The sequence below is a fragment of the Caloramator fervidus genome (assembly GCF_900108045.1).
Classification (GTDB): domain Bacteria; phylum Bacillota; class Clostridia; order Clostridiales; family Caloramatoraceae; genus Caloramator; species Caloramator fervidus.
Window position 1 is genome coordinate 1 of record NZ_FNUK01000015.1, and the last position, 16859, is coordinate 16859.

The 16859-nt window shown below is 29.9% G+C and carries 20 protein-coding genes and 1 other annotated feature; all 20 genes read right to left on the reverse strand.

The window, feature by feature from the left end:
• The coding region (locus C4R78_RS09585) for a transposase family protein (protein ID WP_146057657.1) at window positions 1-198 on the reverse strand (198 nt) is incomplete at its 3' end.
• A gap of 161 nt (window positions 199-359) precedes the next feature.
• Complete coding sequence (locus tag C4R78_RS06160; protein WP_103896209.1) at window positions 360-746, reverse strand: RidA family protein; 387 nt, start codon at window positions 744-746, stop codon at window positions 360-362.
• A 31-nt stretch (window positions 747-777) separates the two neighbouring features.
• Window positions 778-3243 carry a leucine--tRNA ligase gene (gene leuS, locus C4R78_RS06165; protein WP_103896210.1) on the reverse strand — a complete coding sequence of 822 codons (2466 nt, stop codon included), beginning with the start codon at window positions 3241-3243 and terminating at the stop codon, window positions 778-780.
• Between the two features lie 45 nt (window positions 3244-3288).
• Window positions 3289-3461, reverse strand: a binding site (T-box leader).
• Between the two features lie 55 nt (window positions 3462-3516).
• On the reverse strand, window positions 3517-3858 hold the full coding sequence (gene rsfS / locus C4R78_RS06170; protein WP_103896211.1) for a ribosome silencing factor: 342 nt from the start codon (window positions 3856-3858) through the stop codon (window positions 3517-3519).
• Window positions 3859-3914: 56 nt separating this feature from the next.
• Window positions 3915-5054, reverse strand: a complete 1140-nt coding sequence (locus C4R78_RS06175) for an LCP family protein (protein WP_103896212.1) — start codon at window positions 5052-5054, stop codon at window positions 3915-3917.
• Window positions 5051-5620, reverse strand: a complete 570-nt coding sequence (gene yqeK / locus C4R78_RS06180) for a bis(5'-nucleosyl)-tetraphosphatase (symmetrical) YqeK (RefSeq protein WP_103896213.1) — start codon at window positions 5618-5620, stop codon at window positions 5051-5053. The genes C4R78_RS06175 and yqeK overlap by 4 nt, the downstream gene beginning before the upstream one ends.
• Before the next feature lies 1 nt (window position 5621).
• Window positions 5622-6224, reverse strand: coding sequence for a nicotinate-nucleotide adenylyltransferase (nadD, locus tag C4R78_RS06185; protein WP_103896214.1), 603 nt, complete (start codon window positions 6222-6224; stop codon window positions 5622-5624).
• Between the two features lie 76 nt (window positions 6225-6300).
• Window positions 6301-6594, reverse strand: a complete 294-nt coding sequence (yhbY, locus tag C4R78_RS06190) for a ribosome assembly RNA-binding protein YhbY (protein ID WP_103896215.1) — start codon at window positions 6592-6594, stop codon at window positions 6301-6303.
• Window positions 6595-6604: 10 nt separating this feature from the next.
• The gene (obgE, locus tag C4R78_RS06195; protein ID WP_103896216.1) at window positions 6605-7873 is read right to left on the reverse strand and encodes a GTPase ObgE; all 1269 of its coding nucleotides are present in this window, start codon (window positions 7871-7873) and stop codon (window positions 6605-6607) included.
• Window positions 7874-7881: 8 nt separating this feature from the next.
• Complete coding sequence (locus tag C4R78_RS06200; RefSeq protein ID WP_103896217.1) at window positions 7882-8442, reverse strand: Spo0B domain-containing protein; 561 nt, start codon at window positions 8440-8442, stop codon at window positions 7882-7884.
• A gap of 62 nt (window positions 8443-8504) precedes the next feature.
• On the reverse strand, window positions 8505-8765 hold the full coding sequence (gene rpmA, locus C4R78_RS06205) for a 50S ribosomal protein L27 (protein ID WP_103896218.1): 261 nt from the start codon (window positions 8763-8765) through the stop codon (window positions 8505-8507).
• Between the two features lie 34 nt (window positions 8766-8799).
• Complete coding sequence (gene rplU, locus C4R78_RS06210) at window positions 8800-9111, reverse strand: 50S ribosomal protein L21 (protein ID WP_103896219.1); 312 nt, start codon at window positions 9109-9111, stop codon at window positions 8800-8802.
• A gap of 123 nt (window positions 9112-9234) precedes the next feature.
• Window positions 9235-10542: a ribonuclease E/G gene (locus C4R78_RS06215; protein WP_159945847.1), complete on the reverse strand. Its 1308-nt coding sequence runs from the start codon at window positions 10540-10542 to the stop codon at window positions 9235-9237.
• A 2-nt stretch (window positions 10543-10544) separates the two neighbouring features.
• Window positions 10545-11234 carry a TIGR03936 family radical SAM-associated protein gene (locus C4R78_RS06220; protein ID WP_103896221.1) on the reverse strand — a complete coding sequence of 230 codons (690 nt, stop codon included), beginning with the start codon at window positions 11232-11234 and terminating at the stop codon, window positions 10545-10547.
• Window positions 11200-13068: a TIGR03960 family B12-binding radical SAM protein gene (locus tag C4R78_RS06225; protein WP_103896222.1), complete on the reverse strand. Its 1869-nt coding sequence runs from the start codon at window positions 13066-13068 to the stop codon at window positions 11200-11202. Before C4R78_RS06225 ends, C4R78_RS06220 begins: the two co-directional genes overlap by 35 nt.
• A gap of 100 nt (window positions 13069-13168) precedes the next feature.
• The gene (locus C4R78_RS06230) at window positions 13169-13798 is read right to left on the reverse strand and encodes a murein hydrolase activator EnvC family protein (protein WP_103896223.1); all 630 of its coding nucleotides are present in this window, start codon (window positions 13796-13798) and stop codon (window positions 13169-13171) included.
• Between the two features lie 86 nt (window positions 13799-13884).
• Window positions 13885-15003, reverse strand: coding sequence for a rod shape-determining protein RodA (rodA, locus tag C4R78_RS06235; RefSeq protein WP_103896224.1), 1119 nt, complete (start codon window positions 15001-15003; stop codon window positions 13885-13887).
• An 89-nt stretch (window positions 15004-15092) separates the two neighbouring features.
• Complete coding sequence (minE, locus tag C4R78_RS06240) at window positions 15093-15365, reverse strand: cell division topological specificity factor MinE (RefSeq protein ID WP_103896225.1); 273 nt, start codon at window positions 15363-15365, stop codon at window positions 15093-15095.
• Window positions 15366-15376: 11 nt separating this feature from the next.
• On the reverse strand, window positions 15377-16171 hold the full coding sequence (gene minD / locus C4R78_RS06245; RefSeq protein WP_103896226.1) for a septum site-determining protein MinD: 795 nt from the start codon (window positions 16169-16171) through the stop codon (window positions 15377-15379).
• Between the two features lie 15 nt (window positions 16172-16186).
• Entirely contained in the window at window positions 16187-16801 is a 615-nt protein-coding gene (gene minC, locus C4R78_RS06250) for a septum site-determining protein MinC (RefSeq protein ID WP_103896227.1), read from the reverse strand.
• Between the last annotated feature and the right edge of the window lie 58 nt (window positions 16802-16859).

The following is a 16859-nucleotide window of genomic DNA, read 5'->3' on the forward strand; positions in this document are numbered from 1 at the left end:
GTTCTGAATAGGAACGTCTTTAATTTTTTGGGTTCTGTAGTCATGGACTTTAGAAGTAGTAGAGCCACAAGAAGGGCAAACATGAGATTTTTTTTTAGTTTCAACATGAAATTCAACGAAATCATCACCATTTACAATATTTTTTACGAAAACATCTTTTAAATTAAGCAAATTATTGATAAAATTATTCCTAAGCACTTTATCAGATGCCTCCTTTCAAAATATTTTGTGGGTTAATTATATTTTAGCAAAGCTGGCATCTGAATAAAGTGCTTTTTTGTATTTAAAGAAAAAATGTTGAGGTTTATTTACCACCCCAACATTTATTATAGAACCAAAAATAAAGGGCCTTTGGCCCTTTATTTTTTTACTATTGCTATAGCTTCAATTTCAATTAATGCATCCTTTGGAAGTCTTGCAATTTGAACTGCTGATCTTGCTGGCATATTTTCTTTGAAGTATTCAGAATAAACCTCATTTACACTTGCAAAATCATTTAAATCCTTTAAGAAAGCTGTAGTCTTTACAACATTTTCAAGACTTGAACCTGCAGCTTCTAGTATAGCTTTAATGTTTTCTAAACATTGTCTTGTTGCTGCCTTTATATCATCACTTATCAATTCTCCAGTTTTTGGATTAAGAGGAATTTGACCTGATGTAAATATAAAATCTCCTACTTTTATTGCTTGAGAATATGGACCTATAGCTGCAGGTGCATTGTTTGTTGATATTACAATCTTTTCCATTAAAACCCCTCCTTTGTATGTATTGACATTATTATTTTATAACAATGTTAACCAATTTTCCAGGGACTATAATTTCTTTTACAATTTCTTTACCTTCTATTAAGGCCTTTATTTTTGGTTCATTTTTAGCCATATCAAGTATTTCTTCCTTTGAAGCATTAACCGGAACAACTAACTTGCCTCTTAACTTTCCATTTATCTGAACTACAATTTCAATTTCTTCAACCTGTAATGCCTTTTCATCATAATCCGGCCATTTTTGTTCATGGATACTTCCTTGTTTGCCCATTTTTTCCCACAACTCTTCTGTTATATGAGGAACAAAAGGTGCTAAAACAAGTAACATCTTTTCAATTGCTTCAGAAAGAACATCATAATTTGGATTTTCTAAATCTTTATATTGATACATAGCATTGACAAGTTCCATAATAGAGCTTATTGCTGTATTAAAATTAAATCTTTGTGATATATCCTCAGTAACTTTTTTAACTGTATAATGAGTTATTCTCCTCATTTCCTTATCTTGTTTTGATAAGTTATTTACATTCACTTTATTTGAATTTTTACACTTAGGTGCAAGTTCATCAACTAATCTCCAAACTCTATTTAAAAATCTAAAACATCCCTCAACCCCTTGATCGCTCCATTCAAGATCTCTTTCTGGTGGAGCCGCAAATAATATAAATAACCTTGCAGTATCTGCACCATAATTTTGTATTATTTCTTCTGGACTTACTATGTTTCCCTTTGACTTTGACATCTTTGCTCCATCTTTTAAAACCATACCTTGAGTTAATAAATTTGTAAACGGTTCATCAACTGGAGAAATCTTAAAATCATATAAAGCTTTTGCAAAAAATCTTGAGTATAAAAGATGCAATATAGCATGTTCAACTCCACCAACATATTGATCTACTGCCATCCAATATTTAGCCTTTTCAAAATTAAATGGTTCCTTATCATTATGAGGATCAGTATATCTTAAATAATACCACGATGAACATACAAATGTATCCATAGTATCTGTTTCTCTAATTGCTTTTCCGCCACATTTTGGACAAGTAGTGTTTATAAAGCTTTCTGAAGTTTTTAAGGGTGATTCTCCTTTTCCTGTAAACACAACATCTTCAGGTAACATAACTGGAAGATCTTCTTCTTTAACTGGAACTTCACCGCATTTTTCACAATAAACAATAGGAATTGGAGCTCCCCAATATCTTTGCCTTGAAATTAACCAATCTCTTAATCTGTAGTTTACTTTTCTCCTTCCTATATTGTTTTCTTCAAGATAATTTATTATATCTTCATAAGCTTCTTTATTGCTCTTACCATTAAATTTTCCTGAATTTATCATTATGCCTTCTTCTGTAAAGGCCCTTTCTAGTTTTATATTTTCATCACCATTTGGAGATATAACTATTTTAATTGGTAAATTATATTTTTTAGCAAATTCAAAATCCCTTTCATCATGAGCAGGAACAGCCATAACTGCACCTGTACCATAATCTAAAAGAACATAATTAGCAATCCAAATTGGAACCCTTTCATTGTTCACAGGATTTATAGCATAGGCTCCTGTAAACACTCCTTCTTTTTCTGTCTCATTAGAAGTTCTTGCAATTTCATTTAGATACTGCATTTTATCTACAAATTCTAATACGTCTTTTTCATATTCTGTTCCCTTTACAAGTTCTTTAACAAGAGGATGTTCCGGAGCTAAAACAATATATGTAACACCAAATATAGTATCTGGTCTTGTTGTAAAAATAGATATTTTTTCATCTCTTCCTTCTATTTTAAAGTCAATTTGAGCTCCTTCACTTTTTCCAATCCAATTTTCCTGCATCACCTTTACTTTTTCAGGCCATCCCTTTAACCTTTCTATATCCTTTAAAAGCCTTTCTGCATAATCAGTTATTTTAAAATACCACTGTTCTAGATTTTTCTTTCCAACCATCGTGCCACAACGTTCGCATTTTCCATTTACAACCTGCTCATTAGCAAGAACCGTTTGACAGGATGGACACCAATTTACAAAAGATTTTTTCTTATAAGCTAATCCATTTTTATACATTTGTAAAAACATCCATTGAGTCCATTTATAATAATCTGGCATACATGTTTTTACTTCTCTATCCCAATCATAACTTATTCCAAGGGCCTTTAATTGTTTTTCCATCTCTTCCATATTATTTACTGTCCATTCCTTTGGAGGAATACCATGCTTAATAGCTGCATTTTCCGCTGGTAATCCAAAAGCATCAAATCCTATCGGATGCAAAACATTATATCCCTGCATTCTTTTAAACCTTGCAATAACATCACCTATAGAATAATTTCTAACATGTCCCATATGTAATTTCCCTGATGGATAAGGGAACATAACTAACATATAGTATTTTTGTTTATCTGAAAAGTCCTCACCATGAAAATTATTTTTTTCTTCCCAAATTTTTTGCCATTTCTTTTCAATTTCTAAAAAATCATAAAATGCCACATTTTTCACCTCCTAAGATTTATAATAAAAGGTTCCTCATCCCTTTTTAGGGACGGGGAACCCCGCGGTACCACCCTAATTGGCCAAAGGCCCTCTCATTTTAGATAAAGGTCTCCCTGCATATTACAAAAAGGCGAGTTCAATAAGCCGTGCTTACTGGTTTGCACCACCCACCAGCTCTCTGAAAGCCGTGCTTATCTACTACTCCTTTTCATATGCTAGCTATATGCAGTTTTGTATTATATTATAAAACATAATTTTACCTTTGTAAAGTCACACATTTACTGCTATTGCATCTGCCCATAACCTTTCTATATCATAAAATTCCCTATCTTCATTGTGAAATACATGAACTATAACATCGCCATAATCTAAAAGTATCCATCTTGCAGTATGGTAGCCTTCTTTATGTCTTACTTTTATTCCTTTTTCAGCCATTCTATCTTCTATTTCATCGGCAATAGCTTTAACTTGAATTGTAGAAGAACCGCTACATATGACAAAATAATCTGTTATAGGACTTAAATTAGAAACATTAAGAATTCTAACATCCTTTGCCTTTTTATCTAAAGCAGCATTAGAAATAAAATACGCCAAACTTTGTGTGCTCTTCAAATTATACCCTCCTCATTTCCTCTTAGTATATTTTATGAAACAATTTTAAGAAGTTATCATTTAATTGCATCCTTGCCAAGTATTATTATAATTTCATCTTTAACATCTTTCAAATAATTTATTTTACCAATTTTTAAATTTTGTTTAATTTTTTTTGCTATTTCAATATTCGATGTGTTTATTTGTGTTTCATAAAGTAAAGAAGAATAATTTCCAACTTCTATGTCAAGCCCTAAGTCTTCAAGTTTTTCTTTATATTTTCTTGCTAAACCATTAACCTTTGTTGAATTTAAAATTACAATTCTTGTTTTTATATCGTCATCTTTGAATTTTGAAATAATTTCTCTATTTTTTTCCTCATCATAAATAAAGTATGAAATTCCTGAAATATACTTAGGTTCACCCTTTAAAGTATAATTTTCTATAGAATTTAAATCAACCTTTAATCCCTTATAAGCATAATAGGTCATTAAATCATATGGAATATTAGTTTTGGTATATTTTAAAAGAGTATTAATAAGCATAGGAACTCTTATCATACCTTGTGGTGTTTTCAATTTTGCAAATATTAATTTTAAAAATTCTTGTTGAGTTGAAATCCTACCTAAATCTCCCATAGGATAGCCTGTCCCATCGTTATTCTTTCTCCATCTTATAAATTTTTCAGCCAAATCCCCATTTAGATGAACCTTCTCACCTTTTTTAAAATTAATTTCAATATCATGGGATTTATAATGCATATCTCTTGGAACTATGACATCTACCCCACCTACAGCATCAACAGCTTTTTTAAAACCTTCATAATCAATTTCAATATAATAATCTATATTAACACCAAGAAGGCCCCTTATAACCTCAATTGTAAGATATGTTCCGCCTATGGAATGGGCAGCATTTATTTTTTCATATTCTCCATTTATTTTTACTCTAGTATCCCTTGGGATAGATAATAAAAAAACTTTGTTAATTTTAGGATTATAATTTACAAGCATAATAGTATCCGAACGTTTATGATTATTCTTATCATTCCCTGCGTCAACCCCTAAAACCAAAACATTTACTGGCTTATTAAACTTATCATTCTTGCCATAGGTTTTATTGGTAAAATAATAGCCATATCCAAAAACCAAACCTAAAAAAATTAAGAAAAAAGTTGAAAAAAATACCAAAAGTTTTCTTAATCCTTTTTTTTTCATGTGTTTTCACCTTCCAAAATAATCCAATTTCTGAATTCAATTGTTAAAGGATGAATTAAATTGTTTTTCTCAATTACGTAAGTTAATGTACTATTACATGATAAAAGTAACGCTTTTTTAAAATTTTCAAAAGCTTCTTTTCTAATTTTATCAACACCTTCAAAATTTCTATCTTCTGATATAAAATCTGCAAGGTAAATGATACTTTCAAAAATAGACATCCCTTTTCTTCCAGTTGTATGATAATATATTGCATTAAATATATCTTCATCCTTTATTTCAAACTCATATTTACAAATATATGCTCCCACAGGACCATGCAATAAAAAAGGACATCTTTTTTGAATTTCATCAACCATTATACCATAGTAGTTGGCTTTTTTTAACAATTCATCATCGGAAAAATTTTTAGCACAATCGTGGGCTATAGCAGCTATCTTTATCTTTTCAATATCTAAATCAAATTTATTTGCAAGGGCTACTGCAGCTTTAACAACATTTTTAGAGTGAATAAACCTTTTTTCATCAAGCATTTTTCTTACTTTTTCTTCTACAAGCTGATACATACTATCCTTCTCCTTTATAAATTTTATTTTTTTGTATAAAATCAATAACCTTATCAGGAAGTAAATACCTTATGCTTTTTCCTAACCTAATTCTTTTTCTTATTTCTGAAGAGGATATTTCTATATTAGGTATTCTTAAAAATTTAACCTCACCCTTATATTTTGTGGCCTTTTCTAAAATTATTTTCTTTACATTTTCTAAGTTTTCGTCCCTGTTTACAACTATAAATTCGGCCATTTTAAATACATCATAAACATTTTTCCAACTGTCTATCTCTAAAAAAGCATCTAAACCTATTATAAATTTAAACTTGTTTACAGAATAAATTTTTTGTAACTCAATTAATGTATCATACGTATAGGAGTAATTATCTTTTTTAACTTCTATGTCAATTACTTCAAAGAAAGGATTATCTTCAATTGCTAATTTAACCATTTCATATCTTAATCGTGCAGCAGCTATATCTTCTCTTTTATGTGGTGGTATTCCGCAGGGAATAAATATTATTTTTTCTAATTTAAAATTATCTAATACTTCATTAGCAACTATTAAATGGCCATAATGAATAGGATTAAAAGTTCCACCAAAAATTCCTACATTCATCTACTTCACCACTCCAAATTTTAAACTACACTTTATTATATCACAAAAAATCCCTTAAGGAATTATCCTCAAGGGATTAGCTTGGAAGGTTTATTTGAGGTTTTTTATTGTTTCTTCTATAAATTACAAACCTATGGCCTATAACCTGAACAGGTTCTGCTGAAAGTTTTTTACATACATATTGGCATGTGTCGTAAGGATCCAATAAACTATTTTTTAAAACTGTTATTTTAATAAGTTCTCTTGCTGTTAATGCCTCATCTATTTGTTTTAATAATGCTTCATCAACTCCATTTTTGCCTATTTGAATAATCGAATCAATGTTATTTGCAAGACTTCTTAAATAACTTCTTTGTTTTCCTGTAAGCATATATCCACCTCTATTCAATAAATTCAAATTCAAAATCATTCATTCTTACTATGTCACCATCTTTTATTCCCATCTGTTTTAATTCTTCTATTATTCCTTTTCTTTCTAAAACTTTATGGAAATATTTAAGAGATTCAGAATCATAAATATTTACGCTAAGAAGTAATCTATCAACAAAAGAACCTGTTATTTCAAAAGCTCCATCATCTGCCCTTTTGATAGTATAAGTGAACTTCTTTTCCTCAGGAATATAAAATTCTCCAATAGGCTCTTCATCAGGTGGAAGAGCTTCTAAAACTTGTGCAACATATTGCATAAGTTCCTTTAAACCTTGATTTGTGGCTGCTGAAATTTTAAATACTTTTATGTTATGCTTACTCATCTCTTCAACAAGCCTTTTATAATTTTCTTCCGCTCCTGGTATATCCATCTTATTTGCAGCTACTATCTGAGGTTTTTTAGCAAGCTTTTCGTTATATAACTTAAGCTCTTCATTTATTTGATAAAAGTCTTGAATGGGATCTCTTCCTTCAATCCCTGATGCATCAATTACATGTATTAAAACCCTTGTTCTTTCAATATGTCTTAAAAAATCAATTCCAAGCCCTGCTCCTTCATGGGCTCCTTCTATAATTCCTGGAATATCTGCCAAAACAAAACTTTTTACTCCTGGCAAGTCCACAACACCTAAATTAGGAGTAAGAGTAGTAAAGTGATAGTTCGCAATCTTAGGTTTTGCACCTGTCACCATTGATAAAATAGTAGATTTTCCTACATTAGGAAATCCAACAAGACCAACATCAGCTAATAATTTAAGTTCAAGTATTATCCATCTTTCTTCACCAGGCATACCAGGTTCTGCAAATTTAGGAGCTTGCCTTGTTGGAGTTGCAAATTTTGAATTACCTCTTCCTCCTCTTCCACCCTTTGCTACAACAACAGAATCGTTTTCATCCTTTAAATCAGCAATAATTTTGTTTGTTTCTGCATCTTTGATAACTGTTCCAGGTGGAACTTTAATTATAAGATCTTCACCGTCTTTACCAAATTTATTGTTGCTTCCTCCATTTTCCCCTGACATTGCAACATATTTTTTCTTATATCTAAAATCTAACAAAGTTCTAAGACCTTTATCTACAACGAAAATTACATCTCCACCTTTTCCACCGTCTCCACCATCAGGTCCTCCAAAAGGAACATATTTTTCTCTTCTAAAGGATATGGCTCCGTGTCCACCGTCTCCTGCCTTTACATATATTTTTGCTACATCAACAAACATACCATCACCTACTTTTGTTCAATGCTTAATTCCAACAAGAAACAATTCCCAAGTTTGTATAATTTTAGTATTGTCCCTTCCATTTTATATATCACTTCATAGGTTGTAGATTTAATTTCATCTTTAAGCTTTGTATTATAAAAAGATAAAACATACATATTTTCATCCAATCCAACTTCTATATATAATTTTTTACCTTCACCATTATTTCTTAAATTGTTAATCAGATATTGTTTTATTTTTTCAAACAAAGTAAATATCTTTTTATTATTTTTTGTAAACACGTCGCTTGGTATGTAATCAATGCTAGTAATTATTTCATAATCTACTCCTATCTTTTCAATCTCCATTATTATATATTGCATAAATAAGGATAACCAAGGATTTTCTAGATTATATATCAAACTTAACCCAGACATATTTTTATTTATTTCTTTTATGTATTCTATAGCCTTATCTGGCTTATTTATTTGAAGATAAGCATATATAACTTGTAATGAATTCATCACATTGTGTCTTAACAATCTTAATTGGTTTACAGTAAAATTAATTAATTTTTCTTCATCCATAAAATCCACCTCTAATTGATTATATCAAAAATGCACCCTAAAGGGTGCATTTTTAAACTAAATTATTGAGCAACTGGATATACACTAACCTTCTTTCTATCTCTTCCTAATCTTTCGTATCTTACTATTCCATTAACTAAAGCAAAAAGAGTATCGTCTTTTCCTCTACCAACATTTAAACCTGGATGTATCTTAGTTCCTCTTTGTCTTACAAGTATATTTCCAGCTAGAACATATTGTCCATCGTGTCTTTTAATCCCCAGTCTTTTGGATTCGCTATCTCTACCGTTCTTGGAACTTCCGACACCTTTTTTATGAGCCATAATTACACCTCCTTTATAAGGCTTCTATTTCAAATTACGCTTCGATTTTTTCAATCTTAATTTGAGTATATGGTTGACGGTGACCGTGCTTTCTTCTGTAATCCTTCTTTTTCTTAAACTTGAATACGATTATCTTCTTTGCCTTACCATGCTTTACTACTCTTGCAGTAACCTTTGCACCTTCTACATAAGGTGTTCCAACTATTAACTTTCCATCCTTTGATACTGCAAGAACTTCTTTAATTTCTACTGTTGAATCTACATCTGCATTTAACTTTTCTACAAATAACACGTCACCTTCTTGAACCCTATACTGCTTTCCACCTGTCATTATTAGTGCGTACATCCTTTACACCTCCTCAGTCAAGACTCGCCGCAATCTAGGCAGGTCAACCCTTTTAGCCCGTTGCGAGCGGTTTACAAAGCAATTCTAACACATAAGGCCTAGTTTGTCAATGGACAATCTAATTTAAACTTCATAATTCAAAATGTTGTTATTAACTTTAAAATTGAGTTCTAATCCCATATTTTCCTTTATTTTTTCTTTAAATTTAATCCTCTCTGCCAATTCAAAAGTTTTACATGAAACTTTAGCTTCTAAACTTTTTCTATTAAACCTTTCCTTTTGCACAAGACACTTATTCTCTATTATTTTTAAAATATAACTTGGATTTAGCAGTTCTTTGTAATAATCATCAAATATTAAGTCCTTTAGTTTTCTACCCTTTTTAGCCCTTGAAAGTTCAAGCACCCCTAATCTTGTCCAGCCATATATTTTGCTTATGTTTTCATCTTTGCTTGCAATTTCTTTTATGTATTGTAACAGCTCTTCCCTTTGATTTTTTTTAATATCTATAAAATCAATAAAAATTATTCCACTGGAATTTCTAAGTTTTAATAATTGAAATATTTTATCTGCTGCTAATTTGTTTATATCTAAAAACGTTTGGATATTTTTTCCATTGATGTCACCAGAATTTACATCAATTATTGTAAAAGCTTCAACCTCATCAATTACTATATTTGCATCATAAAAGTAATGTTTTCTTTTCATAACATCAAATATATACTTATCAATTAACGTAGCAGATTCTAAATCTATCTTTATTTTTGATTGATCAATAAATTTTGCTACAATATCTCTAACACTGCTTTTTGTAACTATTACTTCCTCTATGGTATTAATATTTTTTAAAATTACCTCTTTTATAAAATCCCTTTCATTTAACAAAAGAAAAGGTGCTTTTATATAATTTGCTCTTTCTTTGATAAAATTCCACTTTTTGGTTAAATCATTATACTCTTCAATTAGCATATTAAAATCTTCAGGCATAGAAGATATAATAATCCCCAAATCCTTTTTAACTATTTCTTTTAGCAGCGAATAAACACTTTCATATAAATTTTTATCTAAACCGTCATTTTTTATTTCATTTAAACCAACAATTAATTTCAAATTTTTCCCAGGAAATATCACTTTGCTTGTAGCCTTAGGCCCTTTATTCCCTTCAGAATCTCTCTTTATCTGTATTATAAGCTCATCACCTTTTTGTACATTAGGAATTTCTTTTAATTCTATAAAAGCATTCCTTTCTTCCCCTATATTCAAAAAAGCAACGCCTAAATTATTGTTAATATTTTCAACTCGTGCTTTGTATATATTTCCTGATAAGTTTTTTTGAATTATATCATCTACATATATATCTATAATTTTACCATTTTCAAAAACTAGACATCTATTTTGAGTTATACCCGTATCTATTATAAGCCTTTTCAAGCCTAACACCCCAAATTATTCTTATAAAACTTGTCTAGTTCTATTAATTTATCTTTTCTAACATACATGTCTATTCTTGTTATATTTTCTTCTTTTATATCCACTCCATAATTTCTTAAAGTATTTAACAATAGTTCTGGATTTAAGCTTCCTTTATTGCTATTTTGTAAAACAACCTCCATTTTTATACCTTTATCATCCCTTAATTTAATATCATAAATCATAGGCTTTATATTGACTTCTTTTTCTCCTGTTTTTGTTCTTTTTAAAACAAATAAATTATCCTGCTTTTTAATTTTATCCACTGCATTTTTTAAAGATTCTAAGTCACATTTTAAACTAATCTCGTATCTTGCAGCCTCCACTATGCTCATTGATGATGGCATTTTAGAATTTACTTTTATACAATCTAATATTTTCATTCCTAAAGGAAGATTTTTATTTAAACTATACTTTATAAAATCTTCATCTAACTCTTTATCAAACTCTACATCAGCATATTCTCCCAAACTTGCAATTCCAACTGATAAAGGTGATGTTATTGAAATAGAAGGATGAGGATTAAAACCTTTAGAATAAGTTATAGGAAGATTTGCTCTTTTCATTGCTCTATATAAAGTCCTCATAGTATCTAAATGGGATAAAAATTTTATCAAATCAGTTTTTTGAAACTTTATTAAATATCGCACCATTAAAACAAGCACCACCTTCAAGATATTTTGTTATTCCACATGCTGTACATCCAAGCCTGCAATCCCTCGTTAAAGCTCCTTCCTTTGCTTTATTATACTCCTTTATTAAATAATCTTTGCTAACTCCTGCATCTATAAAATCCCACGGAAGTATTTCATCCAACTCTCTTTTTCTATAAGCATAAAACTTAGGATCTATTCCACACTCTTTAAAAGCTTCCATCCATTTATCAAATTTAAAATGTTCTTGCCAGCCATCAAACTTACATCCTTTTTCCCAAGCTTTTATTAAAACAGGAGTTAATCTTCTATCTCCCCTTGAAAACACTGCCTCTAAAAAGCTTATGTATGACTCATGGTAGTTATAATTTATATACTTACTCTTTATCTTTGATTTTAAAAACTTTTGCTTTTCTTTTAAAACCTCAATTGTATCTTGTGATTCCCATTGAAATGGAGTAAAAGGTTTTGGAACAAAAGATGAAGTACTTATAGTAACACTAAGTCCCTTAGCCCTATCTTGTTTTGGAATATTAAAATACGCATCAACAACAGATTGAGCTAGTTTTGCAATGCCTTCTACATCCTCCATCGTTTCAAAGGGAAGTCCTATCATAAAATAAAGTTTTATAGTAGTCCAACCAGATTTAAAGGCTGCAGTAACAGATTTTATTAAATCTTCTTCGGTAACTCCTTTATTTATTATATCCCTCATCCTTTGTGAACCTGCTTCAGGTGCAAAAGTAAGTCCTGTTTTTCTAACCTTTTGAATTTCATTTATTAGGTCCACAGAAAATGAATCTATCCTTAAAGAAGGTAGTGATAATCCTACTTTTTCTTTTTCAAAGCGTGATATTAAGCTCATAACTAAATTTTGAATATCAGAATAATCACATATGCTTAATGATGTTAAGGAAATTTCATCGTATCCTGTATTATTAACAAGCTTTTCTGCCATTTCTATTAATTTATTTGTAGTTCTTTCCCTTACAGGTCTGTAAATCATTCCTGCTTGACAAAATCTACATCCTCTTGTGCATCCTCTAAAGGTTTCAAGCATTATTCTATCGTGAACTATTTCAGTTAATGGAACAATAAAGGCATCTGGATAATAGGATTTATTAAGATCTTTGATTATCCTTTTTTTAACAACCTCTGGATAACCTTGTTTCTTAGGCCTTCTTTGTTTTATAGTGCCATCTTCTTTGTATTCGACTTCATAAAATTGAGGAACATATACACCTTGAATTTTTGAAATGCTTTCTAAAAACTCTATTCTTGTCTTTTTACTATCCTTCCATTTTACATACAAATCAATTATTTCCATTAAAACCTCTTCAGCTTCTCCTATTACAAAAAAATCTGCTATATCTGCAAGAGGTTCTGGATTAAATGCACAAGGCCCTCCAAAAACTATAAAAGGTCCATCGTGTCTATCCTTCGATAAAAAAGGTATTCCAGCTAAATCTAGTATATTTAATACGTTAGTATAGCTCATCTCATACTGAAGTGTAAAACCTACAAAGTCAAACTCTTTAATAGGATCCTTAGTTTCAAGAGCGAACAAAGGTATATTATTTTTCCTCATCTCTTCTTCCATATCTATCCAAGGAGCAAAAACTCTTTCACAATAAGTATCTTCTCTTTCATTTAAAAGATGATACAATATTTTAATTCCAAGATGGGACATACCAACTTCGTATATATCAGGGAAACACATAGCAAATCTAACTTTAACATCCTTAGGATTTTTTATGCAAGCATTTATTTCATTTCCTATATAGCGGGCAGGTTTTTGAACTTTTTTTAGTATATGTTCAGGTATTACAACCATCTATATTCCTCCTTAATGTAAGTTAACATATAATAACATATCATATAATAACAAAGTAACAAAAAATAAGCAACAAAAATATAACCGCCTCAAAAGGCGGTTAGTTGAGTTTTATGTATTTTAAAGGGTCTACACAAATCCCATTTAGTTGCAGTTCAAAGTACAGCCCATATTTCTTTTGTTTTGGTATATAACCATTAACGCCAACTATTTCACCTTTTTTTACTGTTTCTCCTTCTGTAAACCTTACTTCATCTAAATATCCAAGTATACTTTTATAACCATTCTTATGATCTATAGTTACTAAAAGTCCATATTTATCATTAGCCTCTACTTTTTCTATTACACCATCATAAATAGCTTTAACTTCTTTTGCATTCTCCGTTTCGTATATTATCCCTTTAGAAGTGGTATTATCCTCAGTATTATCTCCAAACTTAACAACTATTTTCCCATCCACTGGAGCTTGATCAATGACAAATTCATTTTTATTTAATATTTTAAAAGCAGGCATATTAATAGAATGTACCCTATTTAATGCAACTGATTTTAAATTTTCGGTATAATCCTTATAAAAAACATATTTAATATATTGATTTAATTTTGAAGCTGTGTCTGTTTTTACTATTTTTAACATTATAAAAACAATAAGAATTATTAAAACAATAGATAAATTATTTATCATTCTGCTTAAAAAGTCACTGGTTTTTCTTCTATTTCTTATGTTCATATAATTATAATTTTGATAATACAAAATTTATCACCTCCCCTTAACATGATATGCTTTTAAAAAAGCATATATGCTAAGGGGAAAAACTAAAAGGTTATCTTTTGTCTTCTCATCCCTACATTTACTATTAAACCTATTGATATCATATTAGTTAAAAGTGAACTTCCTCCATAACTCATAAAAGGTAAAGGTATCCCCGTTATAGGCATAAGACCTATATCCATTCCTACATTTTGTAAAATTTGAAAAACAAACATAGACAATATTCCTATAACTAAAAACATTCCAAATCTATCTTTTGAAGTCCTTGCAATATTTATTCCTTTTAATATGATATTTAAGTATGCAAGAAATAAAAGTATAACTCCTATAAAGCCAAATTTTTCTGCAAATACGCAAAATATAAAATCTGTATGTGCTTCAGGTATAAATTTCCCATCAGTAAGTCCACTATTAAATAATCCTACTCCGAAAAACTTACCCGACCCCACAGCAATTTTAGCAAGATAAGCATTATAACCTGCACCTAGTTTATCCATTTCAGGTCTTAAAAATACTAATATTCTATTCTTTTGATATTCCTTTAAAATATTAAGCTTCCAAATAGCTATAAAAGAAGTTATACCTGCAATTAATGACCAATAAATAAATCTTAAATCAAGCCCAGCAACAAAAATCATTCCTAATATAGTCATTGCAAAAATTAAATTTGTTCCTGTATCAGGCTGTAATTGAATTAAAGCCATAGGTATCAAGCTTATCAAAGCTATCTTTGATAAATTTTTAAATGTGTTAATATTATCAATATCATCCAATACTTTAGCTAAAGTTATTATAGTTGCAATTTTAGCAAATTCCGATGGCTGTATGCCTAAAGGACCAACCCCTAACCATGCTTTTGCATTGTTTCTCACACTTCCAAACAATAATACTGCAATTAATAAAATTATGGATATAATGTAAAGTATTTTATAATAACCTCCAATTATATTGTAATCTATCAAAATGACACCAATAAAAACAGCTGAAGATATTATAAACCATATAAACTGAAAAGCAATCCTTTGCCAATTCCCTTCACTAAAAGCCAAAGTTGCCGCACCAATAGATATTAATCCTGAAAGAGTTATAAATAATACGCTAAGTATTATTGAATAGTCTATATTTTTTAATATTTTCCTTTCAAAAGTTAACTTCGATAACATAACCACACTCCTTACTTTTTTAGTTCTACTTTATTATAGTAAAAATAAAAGCCCTTTACAAGGCAAATGTACCTTAAAGGGCTTTATCTTTACTTTGCAGTTTCCTTCATTTTTTTAATAGGTATATTTGCAATTAAAGCAGGAGTATTGATTCCTTCTTCACCTGCTTTTGTTAATTTAATCTCTAATCCTCTCTCATCTATCTCTGCATAATCTGAAATAACTCTTATTATATCACTTTTAAGCATTTCTAAAAAAGTTGGGGAAACATTAGCTCTATCATGTATCAATATCAACTTCAATCTTTCTTTTGCTACATCCTTTGATGGAGGTTGTTTGCTGAAAAACTTGAAAAAGTCCATATTATCCCTCCTTATCTTCTAAAAAGCTTTTTAATCATGGAGAAAAATCCTGATTCTTGATTATCTAATTCCATAAATGGAACTTCTTCTCCTAAAAGTCTTCTTGCTATATTTTTATATGCTTGTCCTGCTTTTGAGGTTGGATCTGTTACAGCAGGTTCACCTCTGTTTGTAGAAATAACTATTTTTTCATCATCTGGAACAATTCCTAAAAGTTTTATAGCTAATATATCTGTCATATCATCTATGTTTAACATTTCGCCTTTTTTGGTCATTTCAAACTTAATTCTATTTATAATAAGTTGATGATCTTCTAATCCTTTTGCTTCTAACTTTCCTATTATTCTATCAGCATCTCTAACCGCTGAAACTTCTGGAGTTGTTACAACTATAGCTTTATCTGCCCCCGCAACTGCATTTTCAAATCCATGCTCAATACCAGCGGGACAGTCAATAATTACAAAATCAAAATCCTTCTTTAAATTTTCAACAAGCTCTTGCATCTGTTCTGGCTTTACTGCAGTTTTATCTTTAGTTTGAGCAGTTGGAAGTAAGAAAAGATTATCTAATCTCTTATCCTTTATTAAGGCTTGTTTTAGTTTGCAAGTTCCTTCAATAACATCTACTAAATTATAAACTATTCTATTTTCTAATCCTAAATGTAAATCTAAATTTCTAAGTCCTGTATCAGCGTCCACTACAACTACCTTTTTACCTAACATGGCTAATGCTGTTCCAAGATTTGCTGTTGTCGTTGTTTTTCCAACGCCACCCTTACCTGATGTTACTACAATAGATATGCTCATCTGTATCCCTCCATATTATAATAGTTTATTAGGTAAATACGGTTCTATTGAAATATATTTTCCTTTAATTTTTGCAACCTCTGGTATCTTGGGTTTATCAGATTTATCATCAGGTGATCTTGATATAATATCTGCAATCCTTATCTGTTCTGGCTGCAAATCATAAGCTGCTATAAAGGCTTTAGTATTTCCATTTGCTCCTGCATGAAGTATACCCCTTACAACTCCAAGAACTATGATATTTCCAGTTGCTATTACCTCTGCACCAGAGTTTACATCTCCAACTATTACTATGTTCCCATCATAATATATCCTTTGACCCGATCTTATGGTCTTTTTTAAAATTTTTGTCATTCCTTCATTTAAATCAATTAACCTTTTGTTTGAATTTACCTTTTTTTCTTCTAATATGAGGTTTGCATTAAATTGTTTCTTTAACTCTTCTTTTAAATCAAGCAAAAATTCCTCAGGGAATTCAAAGTCACTTTTAATATACATATTACACCCATAAAAAAAGTCTTTTCCTTGACTTAACTTGTTAAAAATATCTTGTTTTATCTCATCAGGTTCTTTTCCTAAAACATAAATGACAATCCCATTTCTGTTGCCCTTAAATACTACAGAACCCATCACTATCCTCCACTTTCTATAGTTATAATTCTTCAAAAAATTTTTAATTCCTTCATTT